We start from the raw sequence: 10,939 nt of genomic DNA, 5'->3' as shown, positions 1-10,939 counted from the left end.
GCAGCCGCCGCCGCTACATCCCGATCTTGAATTGCACGCGGAACCAATTCCGCGAGATACGAGAACGACATGCGCGCCGAAATCGAACGGTTGGTAGAAGAGATCAAGCAGTCAGTCGGGCTGCTGAGGAGGCATCTTTGACGTCGAGAAATCGACGGCGCGCCTCGCTGAGCTGAACAAGCTCGCAGAAGATCCCAACCTCTGGAACGATCCCCAGAAGGCCCAGAAGCTGATGCAGGAGCGGACCTCGCTGGAGGATTCGCTGTCGGGCATCGGCAAGGTCGAGCAGGAGCTCGAAGACGACATCGGCATGATCGAGCTCGGCGAGGCCGAGGGCGATGACGGCGTCGTGGCCGAAGCCGAAGCTGCGCTGAAGGCCCTGAAGAAGGAAGTCGCGCGGCGCGAGCTCGAGGCGCTGCTGTCGGGCGAAGCCGACCGCTTCGATTCCTATCTCGAGGTCCACGCCGGCGCCGGCGGCACCGAAAGCCAAGACTGGGCGCAGATGCTGCTGCGCATGTACACGCGCTGGGCGGAGACGCACGGCTTCAAGGTCGAGTATCTCGAAGAGTCCGAGGGCGAAGAAGCCGGCATCAAGTCGGCGACGATCCAGGTCTCGGGCCACAACGCGTATGGCTGGCTGAAGACCGAGGCGGGCGTGCATCGTCTGGTGCGCATCTCGCCGTTCGATTCCAACGCGCGGCGGCACACGTCTTTCTCCAGCGTGCAGGTGTTCCCGGTCATCGACGACAGCATCAAGATCGACATCAAGGAATCCGATGTCCGCGTCGATACCATGCGGTCGGGCGGCGCCGGCGGCCAGCACGTCAACAAGACCGAATCCGCGGTGCGCCTGACGCATATCCCGACCGGTGTCGCGGTGGTCTGCCAGGCCGGCCGCTCGCAGCACAAGAACCGGGCGCAGGCCTGGGACATGCTGCGCGCGCGGCTGTACGAAATGGAGCTGAAGAAGCGCGAGGAGAAGGCGGCGGCCGACCAGGCCGCCAAGACCGATATCGGCTGGGGCCACCAGATCCGCTCCTACGTGCTGCAGCCCTATCAGATGGTGAAGGATCTGCGCACGGGCGTGCAGACCTCCGACACGTCGGGCGTGCTCGGCGGCGATCTCGACGAGTTCATGGCCGCGACGCTGGCGCAGCGCGCCTTCGGAACCACCGGCGCCGACATCGAGGATGTGGACTAGCCATGCCCCGCGTCGCCTTCATCGGGCTTGGACGGATGGGCCATGGCATGGCCGGCCGCTATCTCGATGCCGGCTTCACGGTGATGCTGTGGAATCGCAGCAAGACAAAAGCGGAAGATCTGATCGCGCGCGGCGCGCAATGGGCGACCTCGCCTGAGGATGCCGCGATCGATGCCGACGCGGTCGTGACCATGGTCGCCGACGACGAGGCCTCGCGCGCGGTCTGGCTGGGGCCGAAGGGCGCGGCCAAGACGGCCAAGGCCGGCACCATCGCGATCGAATGCTCCACCGTCTCCTATGACCACGCGCGCGAGATGGGCCGCGAGCTCAACGCGCGCGGGCTGATCTACATCGATTGTCCCGTGACGGGATTGCCGGATGCCGCGGCCGCCGGAAAGCTGACCTTGCTGGTCGGGGCTGATGCCGCCGACCTCGAACGCGCGCGGCCCTATCTCGAACCGATCGGCTCGACCATCCGCCATTTCGGCGCGGTCGGCTCCGGCACGGTCTACAAGCTCATCAACAATCTGATGGGCGCGATCCAGATTGCCGGACTCGCCGAAGGGCTCGCGATCGCCGAGCAGGCCGGGCTCGACATGACCCTGGTGCTGGAATCGATTCAGGCCGGCGTTGCTGCGAGCCCGCAGGTCCAGCGTCATTCCAAGCGCATGGTCGCCCGCGACTTCAGCGGCGCGACCTTCACCTCGGCGCTGCGGCACAAGGATGCCGCCTACGCCGTGAAGCTCGCCGAGAGCCTGCTCGCCGACAAGCCGCTGGTGGCGCGCGCGGCGGTCGAATCCTATGCGCGGGCGAAAGCTGCGATGCCTGATGACGACGAAGGCAAGATGATCGAGCTGGTGTCGCGGCAGAAGAAGCCGTCTTAGCCGGCCGCATCAATATGGGGCAGCCTCGTTCAGAACGCGGTCTCGGCATTGCCCTCGTCATCGCCGCTGCGATTGCCTGGAGCACCGCGCCGTTCTTCACCCGGCTGCTGCGGTTCGATCCCTGGACCATTCTGTTCTGGCGCGGCGTGTTCGCAGGCAGCCTGATCAGCGTGTTTCTCGTCGCGATGCAGGGCCGCGCCGCCCTGTGGCAATTGGTCGTGCCGGGGAGGGGCGGCCTGCTCGTCGCGTCACTGTCTGCGCTCGGCATGATCTCGTTCATTCCCGCTCTTCAGATGACCAACGTCATGAACGTCGCGGTGCTGATCGCCACTCAGCCCTTCGTCGCCGCCGCGCTGGCATGGCTGTGGCTCGGCGAAGCCGCGACGTGGCGCACGCTGATTGCGAGCCTGATTGCCTTCGCCGGAGTCGTCATCACGGTCGGCGGCGTGCAGGCCGGTGCCGATCTCGGTGGTCTTGCACTGAGTTGCCTCATGGTGCTCGCAATCTCCTCCATGACAGTTGTGATCCGACGTCATCGCCAGACATCGATGGTGGCGGCGGCAGCATTGTCGAATTTCATGGGCAGTCTTGTCAGCCTCCCGTTCGCCCATGACATCGCCCACGTCGGCGGCAACGACCTCGCAATCCTCGCAATGTTCGGCTGCCTTCAGGTCGCGCTCGGCCTGACGTTCTACATGCTCGGCTCACGCCTGCTGCCGTCGGGGCAGGCCTCCCTGATCGCGACGCTGGAAACACCGCTGATGCCGTTCTGGATCTGGGTGGCTTTCCGGGAGGTGCCCGCCGTGCATGCGCTCATTGGTGGCGCCCTGGTGATCGGGGCGGTGGTTGCCGATATCTCGGGGGATGCACGCAAACGCCGATCCTCCTGAGCGGCGTCAACTCGGAAATCGGGTGGCAAAGCGCGTCGCGCCATACTAGGCGGAGGTCAACTGCCGATGTGAGACGCCATGCCCCCGAACGACAACCGGATCGATGCGCGAGACTGGTCGCTGCTCGCCGTGCTCTCGATCCTCTGGGGCGGCTCGTTCTTCTTCAACAGCGCGGGCTTGCGGGAATTGCCGCCGCTCACCCTGGTGTTCCTGCGCGTCGCGCTGGGTGCGGCCGTTCTTTTGCCGCTGCTCCATGTTCAAGGCATCAGCTTTCCCAAGGGCACGTTGGGCTGGAAGCCGTTCTTCGTGATCGGGCTGCTCAACAACGTCATCCCGTTCTCGCTGATCGTGATCGGCCAGACCATCATTCCCAGCGGGCTGGCCTCCATCCTGAATGCCACCACGCCGCTGTTCACGGTGACCGTCATGGCGATGGCGGGCGAGGAAGCCCTGCAGATGCGGCGGGTCGCCGGCGTGGTTCTGGGCGTCGTCGGCGTGGTCATCCTGCGCGGATGGGGCATCGAGACGCGGCCGGGGCAGGGGTTCGGCATTCTGCTCTGCCTCGGTGGCGCGTGCAGCTATGGCTTTGCGGCGCTGGCGGCGCGGCGGCTGTTGAAGGACTCAGCTCCGCTGGGAACGGCGACTTTTCAACTGATGGCGTCCACGGTGATGATGGCGGTCGTCGCCGCCGTCATGGAACAGCCATGGCATCTGCCGGCGCCGGGCCTTACAACCTGGCTCGCGGTGCTTGGACTTGCCGGCTTGTCGACGGCGCTCGCCTACATCGTCTTCTTTCAGATCCTGCGCCGTTCGGGCGCGACCAATGTCATGCTGGTGACGCTGCTCATTCCCGTCACCGCCATTCTGCTGGGATGGCTGGTGCTGGGCGAGCCGATCTCCATGCGCGAGATCGCGGGCGCCATCGTCATTGGCAGCGCGTTGCTCGTGATCGACGGGCGCGCTCTAAGGATGCTGCAGCGCGTCGCGTAAGTTCCTGCTCTACCGTTTCACCTCGCGGAAAATCGCGGCGCTTGCCAGCGGCAAGCCACCTTGCGACACTCCCCGCAAAACAAAACTACAAAACACAGGGGAGAGAACGATGCCGGGTCGTCGCGAAAACCTTGCTGCCCTCGCCATGCTTGCTGCCGGAGTGCTGGTCACGACACCGGCCTCGGCGCAGAAGAAATTCGACCCTGGCGCCAGCGACACCGACATCAAGATCGGCAACATCATGCCCTATAGCGGGCCGGCCTCGTCCTATGGCGTGATCGGAAAGACCGAGGCCGCGTTCTTCAGGATGATCAACGACCAGGGCGGCATCAACGGCCGCAAGATCAACTTCATCAGCTATGACGACGCCTATTCGCCGCCGAAGGCGATCGAGCAGGCGCGCAAGCTGGTCGAGAGCGACGAGGTTTTGTTGATCTTCCAGCCGCTCGGCACACCCTCGAACTCCGCGATCATGAAATATATGAACGCCAAGAAGGTGCCGCAGCTCTTCGTCGCGTCCGGCGGCACCAAGTTCGGCGATCCCAGGAACTTTCCCTGGACGATGGGTTTCCAGCCGAACTACCAGAGCGAGGGACGGATCTACGCCAAATACATCCGCGACAACTTTCCGAACGGCAAGATCGCGGTGTTCTGGCAGAACGACGACGCCGGCAAGGACCAGTTCAAGGGCCTGAACGACGGGCTCGGCGACAAGGCCGGCATGATCATCGCCGACAAGTCCTACGAGGTCAGCGATCCCTCGATCGACTCGCAGATCGTCGCGCTGCATGATTCCGGCGCGGATATCTTCTTCTCGTGGGCGGCGCCGAAAGGGTCGGCGCAGGCGATCCGGAAAGTCGGCGAGCTCGGCTGGAAGCCGAAATTCTTTCTCGCCAACACCGCAACCTCGGTTGCCTCGGTGCTCAAGCCCGCCGGGCTCGAATACGCCAAGGACATCATCTCGACCGTCTATCTGAAGGACCCGACCGATCCGACCTGGGACAACGACCCGGCTGTGGTGAAATGGCGCGCGTTCATGGACAAGTATTATCCAGACGGCGACAAGGCCAATTCCAACAACGTCTATGGCTATGTGCAGGCGGAGGCGATGGCGCAGGTGCTCAAGCAGTGCGGCGACAATCTCACCCGCGAGAACGTCATGAAACAGGCCGCGAACCTGAAGGATTTCCACACCGACCTGATGCTGCCGGGCATCATGGTCAACACCTCGCCCGATGATTACTTCCCGATCGAGCAGATGCAGTTGATGCGCTTCAACGGGCAGGCCTGGGAGCTGTTCGGCGACGTCATCACCGGCGAAGTCGGCCACGAGCGCAGCCCATAGTCACGGCCGGCTGCGGGCCTGAACCTTTAGGACCATGCCCCCGGCCACGCCGACGCCCAGCACATACATCCATCCCTCGTGGAAATCGAACAGATGCGAGTTCAATAGCGAGCTCGCGATGTTCTGCGCGACGACCGCAAGGCCGATCCAGGCGGCAAGCCCTTCGCCCAGGAACAGGCGAAGCTGCGCGATCCACATCGCGTAGAGCAGGACGACGCCCAAGAGGCCCCATTGCACCGCGACGTTGAGGGTCTGGTTGTGCGGATTGCTGACGATCTCCGCGTCGAGGCTGCTCTCGCCCGTGGCGGCGCGTTCGAACTGACGCTTGATCGCGCCGGTGCCATGGCCGATCAGAGGGGCTTCGGTAAAGGCATGAAGTGACTTGCGCCAATAGGTCAGCCGCTGGGCGGTCGAGGCGCGGCTGATGTCCTCATGGCCGTGGCGATATTCGACGGCGATGTCGGTAATGCGCTGGCGCAGATAGGACGAGGTCGTCCAGGCGAGCGCGCTCGCGGCGACCGCGCCCGCGAGCAGGACCAGCGCTGCCCGCCGGCTCAGATGCTTCCAGGCGAACAGGGCCAGCAGCACCGGGATGTAGAGCAGCGCCGTGCGGGCCGAGGCCACGAACACCATGTTGGTCGCGAACAGCAGGATCAATGCGAGGCAGGCGGTCGCCGCGATCGCGCGCCCGCTGCGCCAGAACGTGAGCGCGGGCAGTGCAAGTGCCAAGGCGCAGAGCGTGAATTCCTGGCTCTGGTCGATGTAGTTCTTGACGGGAACGCCTGCCGACGCCGTCGCGGCGATCTTCCAGGCCGGATTGAGCAGCGCGACCCAGGAGAATACCGCCAGCAGCGCGCAGGAGGCGAGAAAAGCAAGGCAAACCTGGAAGCCGCGCTCGGACCGGCTGAAATGGTAGAGCAGCGGCGGAATCAGCACGAGCTTTGCGACCGGCTTGATCGCATGCAGCCGGTCGGGCCAGGCGCCGTCCGACCACAGCACGCCGAGGAGTGCGAGCAGCAGGAGTGCGAACGGCAGGGCAAACGCCGGCCGGGTGAGCTCGCGCGCATAGTCGTGCCAGTTGACGGTCGGGGTGACCGCCAGCAGCCACAGCCCGACGAAGATCGAAGGTGCAGTTGTGGACCACGGCAGCGATGCCGCGATCAGGATGACGAGCACATCTGCCGCCCGGAGCAGCGCGGCCGAGTTTCGCCAGCTCTGCCATCCTTTCTGGCCGCCTTGCCGATCGGCAGGTCCGGACCACGCAGCGGATTCGGCCGTCATCCGTACGATGCGAGCGGTGCGGCGACGAGGCTTTCCGTGCGCATCTCGCGCCCGAGGAAATCGCGGGCCTGGGTCTCATAGCCAAAGCGTTCGGCAAGCTCGTGGCGCCTCGCGCGGATCTTGCTGCGCCACTCCTCCGGCCGCGTCAGCACGCGGGTGACGGAGGCGGCGATCGAGTCGGTCGAGAACGGGTCGAAATAATCGGCGAGCTCGCCCGCGACTTCGCGGAACACTGCGATATCCGAGCACAGCACCGGCGTGTTCGCGGCCAGCGCCTCGATGATCGGCACGCCAAAGCCTTCGGCAAGGCTCGGCATGATCAGGCCATGCGCCTCCGCGATCAGGGCGGCCTTCTCGTGCTCGTCGACATAGCCGGCGAAGCGGACGTTCGGCGGGAGGTTGCGCATCCGGCTGATCTCGCCGGCATAGCCGATCACGACGAGATCGGCCTGGGGCACACCACGGAAGGCACGGATGACGGCGGCGACGTTCTTGCGCGGCTCGTTCGAGACGATGACGACGAAGCTCGGCCGCCCCGGACGCCCCGACGGGGCTGGGAGGTGCAGGACATCCGGGGCGTCGAACCGGGTGCGGGGATACACGACCCGCGCCGGTAGGTGCGCAAATTGCGGCAACAGTTCCCTGAACCGCATCATGCTGTAGTTCGAAACGAAGGCGAGCTCGTCGGCCTGGCGCAGGCTGGTGCGGATTCGCGCCAGGAACTGCCGCGTGGCGATGTCGCTGAGCTTGAGATCGGTGAGCGGCAACAGGTCGTGGACGACGCAGATCACCTTGGCGTCCGGCCTGCGCTTGATCGTCACGCGGGTCGGGGTGTCCACGACGATCACGTCGTAGTCGCGCGCATCTATCCGCGGCGGCGGCAGCAGGAAGAAGGCCGAGGAATCCTGATAGTTGAAGAAGCCGGGCTCTAGCTGAAAGTCGCCGAACAGTTCGAGGTGGCTCAGATCCGGCGGAATGTATTCGAGCGCGGCGGGCCGGTTCTCGATCAGTCGCGCGTTCAGGCTGCGCAGGCCGATCGCGCGCAGGAGGCAGAGCATGTTGTCCCGCGACAGCAATATGCCGACCCTTTGGCGGAGCCAGTCGAATTTGCGGCGCGTGCCGCTGAGCGTCACCGGCCCGCTCACGTTGATCTCGTCAAGGAAGCGATAAAGCGCCAGCAGCTCGATGTTGCGCGCCTGCGCCGCGAACAGCTTTGTGCGTCGCTCGCGCCGGCACAGTTTGCGGTAGCGCTTCGAGGTCTCGACCAACAGCGTGAGTTCGTGGCCCTCCGAGGCGAGCGAACGCACCAACTCCCGGGTGAAATGGAAGATGCCGCGCTTGTGGTTTGGTTGTCCGAGCGACTCGGAGACGACCAGGATGTTCTGTTTCATGCGCGTTTCTCGCGGAGCTCGAAAGAGTGCGTTGCCGGCGGCTCGACCGTGACGGTCGAGGCGATGCGGCCGTGATCGAGGTTGATGATGCTGGTGCAGGTGCGGCGCAGCAGCGGCTGGTCGTGCGAGGCGATGATCACGATCGCCGCCCGCGACACCATGTGCAGCAGCCGCTCCTGTGCTTTCTCCGCAAAGTGCTCGTCGACCACGCTGAGCCATTCGTCGAGCAGCAGGATGTCGGCCGGAAAGGCCGTCGCGGTCGCAAACAACACCCGCATCAGCATTCCCGAGGAGAACATCCGCAGCGGCAGCCGCTGCATGCGCGCCTCGAGCTCGGTGAAAGCCCAGATATCGTCGATCACGGCGCGGGTCGGCTTGCGGCCGCTGATCCGCAGCAGCAGCGCGATGTTGTCCTCGGCCACGAAATCCAGGTTGACCCCGGCGTTGAGGCCGAGCAGGGGCACGATGTTGCCCTGGAGCGAGATGCTGCCGCTGCTCGGCGGATAGACGCCGGCGATCAGTCGCAGGAGCGTCGACTTGCCGGAGCCGTTGGGACCGGCAAGCCCGATGCGGCTGCCTGCTTCGGCCTCGATCGTGACATTGTCGACGGCGCGGATGATCCGCATCTCGCCCGGCTTGCGGATGATGTGCCCGAGCAGCCGCCGCTTCAGTGAGAAGTCGTAGGCGCCGTAGAGCGGATAGTCGAGACAGACGTTGCGAAGGTTGATCGAGACCATGCGTCAGATCCAGAATGCGGCTTTGCGCAGGTGGACCAGCGTCAGCACGCTCGCAAAGACCAGGAGCGCCAGCGCGACGAGGACGTAGACGATGCTGACCGGATCGACAGCGCCGCCCGCCAGCGGCTCGCGCCACACCGCGAACAGATGCGTCAGCGGATTGAGCCGCATCACCGTCGAGCGGTGGTTGATCATGTCCGACGACCAGATCACGGGCGAAGCGAGAAAGGCGAGCATCAGGGTGGATTCGATGATCGGCTTGAGGTCGCGATAGCGCGTCGCCATGGCGCCGAGAACGAGGCTCAGGGCGAAGGTCCAGGCCACGAACAGCATCAGACCGGGCAGTGCCGCCAGCGCGTGAGAGAGGTCGTGGGGCGAGAGGAGGAGCCACAGCACCAGCGGAACACAGGCGTTGTGGAGTGCGAACAGCGCCTGGCGGAAGGTGCATTGCAGGAGGAAGATGACGGGCGGCAGCGCGCGGTCGCGGATCAGGCTCGCGGAGTTCTGGAGCGCCGTAGTCGCATCGAGTACCACGCCGTTAAGGAAGGTCCAGGCCGTCATCGACAGCGCCAGCATCGGCAGGCGTGTCATCATGTTGCCATTCGACATCTGGCCGATCACCGAGCCGAGCACGGCGACCACGATCGCCATCTGCAGTGACATCCAGAACGGGCCGAGCAGCGAGCGGACGTAGCGGTGCCGCATGTCGGACCAGGCCAGCGCCGCCGCGATCCGGACCGTGTCCAGCCAGCCGGTCGCTTGCGGCGGCTCGGAGATTGCCGATCGCTCCTCGCTCGGGGCGGCGACAGCGTCGCGGTAGACGGTCTCCATGCCCTGCTTGAAGGCCGTGGCCGAATAGCGGGTGAGGGCGCGCGTGCGCGCCGCAAGTCCCATGCTGCGGCGGCGCTCGGGGTCGCGGATCAGGGTGTCGATCGCCTCACCCAGTTTCTCGGCATCGCCGGGCGGAACGGTGATCGCCTCCATGCCGTGGCGGGCGACGTGCGGCACCGCCGTGTCGAGCGCCGTGTTCACGACCGGCCGGCCGGCGGCCATGGCCTCGAGCTGGACAAGGCCGAAGGTCTCGGCATTGGTCACCGACGGCATCACGAAGACGTCGGCCAGGCACATCAGCTTGATGCGTTCGCAATCGTCCACCGAGCCGAGCAGGCGGACGCGGTCACCGAGGCCGAGCTCCTGGATCAGTTGCTCGAGCCGCGGCCGTTCGACACCTTCACCGATGATCCAGGTTTCGAAATTGTGTGCCGCCGCGGCGCGGATCAGCACGTCGAAGCCCTTGTAGGGCACCAGCCGGCCGCAGGCGAGCACAAGCCGGCCGCGATCATTGACATGGTGCGGCTCGATCTTCGGCCAGTCGTAACCCGTGATGTCGATGCCGAACGGCACGACATGGCATTTGTCCTCGAATTCGCGCAGCAGCGGCGTGTTGTCGACCAGCACGCGGTCCGAGACGATGATCGCCTTGGCGCGACGCAGTGTTCGCCGCATCAGGGGGTCGATGAACCAGCGCAGGCCGGCATGGGTGACGATGTCGGCGTGCCAATGCACCACCAGGGGCCGCTTGGCGCCGAATCCGAAGGCGAAGACGAGGTCGGCGAGCGGGAAGGGGGCGTGAAGCGCGAGCAGGTCGTGCTCGGCGATCTTGCGCCATAGCCGCCAGGGATAGGTGGGAGCCGCGGGCAGCGACAGCACGTTGCCGAACGAGCGGACGCGCTCGACCGGAATGTCGTTGACGACGATCTCGCGCCGCTCGGCCGATTGCGAACAGACCAGCACGGCGGAGGCGAAAGCGTCCTTCAGGCTGGCGCAGATGTCGCGGATCACCGTGAGCGTGCCGCCGAACAGGTCGGGATAGTAGATCTTGAAGATGTGCAGCACCGACGGACGGCGCGGGGACTCGCTGATGTGATGCATGGCAGCGGTCAGCCTGCGAGTAGCGCGGCAACGAACGGTGCGGCCAGCACCGAGATGAAGATGACGCCGCGCAGAAGCGCCGGCAGCATCGGTTCGATGACGCCGCGCCCCCGATCGGGGGCCGGCATAGCACGCAGCGAAATGAAATTGCGGACCAAGCGGTCAGCCATGGGTGTGAGTCCCTTTACGTCGCGCCCTCAGTGGCGTCTCGTATATGTGGGAAAATTTACCACGTCAATCGGAGAGTGGAGAAAAGTGGGATTGTGTCCCACGTGATGCATCGGTACA

10 protein-coding genes are annotated in these 10,939 nt (G+C 65.1%); 5 read left to right on the top strand and 5 right to left on the bottom strand.

What is annotated here, in order from left to right:
- The first annotated feature begins 69 nt into the window (after positions 1 to 69).
- From prfB to ACVWW6_RS30685, 5 genes are all read left to right on the top strand, one after another.
- Positions 70 to 1,201 (top strand): peptide chain release factor 2 gene (gene prfB, locus ACVWW6_RS30705; RefSeq protein ID WP_161535065.1). Its coding sequence is split into 2 segments (ribosomal slippage): positions 70 to 138 and positions 140 to 1,201, totalling 1,131 coding nucleotides; the frame shifts between segments, so codons are not numbered across the junction.
- 2 nt (positions 1,202 to 1,203) lie between these two features.
- Positions 1,204 to 2,085, top strand: a complete 882-nt coding sequence (locus tag ACVWW6_RS30700) for an NAD(P)-dependent oxidoreductase (protein WP_304564960.1) — start codon at positions 1,204 to 1,206, stop codon at positions 2,083 to 2,085.
- A gap of 14 nt (positions 2,086 to 2,099) precedes the next feature.
- The gene (locus ACVWW6_RS30695; protein WP_456681945.1) at positions 2,100 to 2,975 is read left to right on the top strand and encodes a DMT family transporter; all 876 of its coding nucleotides are present in this window, start codon (positions 2,100 to 2,102) and stop codon (positions 2,973 to 2,975) included.
- Between the two features lie 78 nt (positions 2,976 to 3,053).
- A complete protein-coding gene (locus tag ACVWW6_RS30690; protein WP_011087084.1) occupies positions 3,054 to 3,965 on the top strand; it encodes a DMT family transporter in 912 nt (303 codons plus the stop codon).
- Between the two features lie 109 nt (positions 3,966 to 4,074).
- Entirely contained in the window at positions 4,075 to 5,310 is a 1,236-nt protein-coding gene (locus ACVWW6_RS30685; RefSeq protein ID WP_456681944.1) for an ABC transporter substrate-binding protein, read from the top strand.
- On the opposite strand, the gene ACVWW6_RS30680 is transcribed toward ACVWW6_RS30685, so the two are convergent.
- Genes ACVWW6_RS30680 through ACVWW6_RS30660 form a run of 5 tightly spaced genes read right to left on the bottom strand, consistent with a single transcriptional unit; the run spans position 5,311 to position 10,821 of the window.
- The gene (locus ACVWW6_RS30680) at positions 5,311 to 6,591 is read right to left on the bottom strand and encodes an O-antigen ligase family protein (RefSeq protein WP_456681943.1); all 1,281 of its coding nucleotides are present in this window, start codon (positions 6,589 to 6,591) and stop codon (positions 5,311 to 5,313) included.
- A complete protein-coding gene (locus ACVWW6_RS30675; RefSeq protein WP_456681942.1) occupies positions 6,588 to 7,982 on the bottom strand; it encodes a glycosyltransferase family 4 protein in 1,395 nt (464 codons plus the stop codon). Before ACVWW6_RS30675 ends, ACVWW6_RS30680 begins: the two co-directional genes overlap by 4 nt.
- Positions 7,979 to 8,719, bottom strand: coding sequence for an ABC transporter ATP-binding protein (locus tag ACVWW6_RS30670; RefSeq protein WP_456681941.1), 741 nt, complete (start codon positions 8,717 to 8,719; stop codon positions 7,979 to 7,981). The genes ACVWW6_RS30675 and ACVWW6_RS30670 overlap by 4 nt, the downstream gene beginning before the upstream one ends.
- A 3-nt stretch (positions 8,720 to 8,722) precedes the next feature.
- On the bottom strand, positions 8,723 to 10,651 hold the full coding sequence (locus ACVWW6_RS30665) for a glycosyltransferase (RefSeq protein ID WP_456681940.1): 1,929 nt from the start codon (positions 10,649 to 10,651) through the stop codon (positions 8,723 to 8,725).
- Between the two features lie 8 nt (positions 10,652 to 10,659).
- On the bottom strand, positions 10,660 to 10,821 hold the full coding sequence (locus ACVWW6_RS30660; protein WP_165448155.1) for a hypothetical protein: 162 nt from the start codon (positions 10,819 to 10,821) through the stop codon (positions 10,660 to 10,662).
- Positions 10,822 to 10,939: the final 118 nt, after the last annotated feature.

Source organism: Bradyrhizobium sp. USDA 3311 (genome assembly GCF_054062495.1).
The sequence above is the reverse complement of the archived record's forward strand: the minus strand, read 5'-3'. Positions and strand labels throughout refer to the sequence as shown.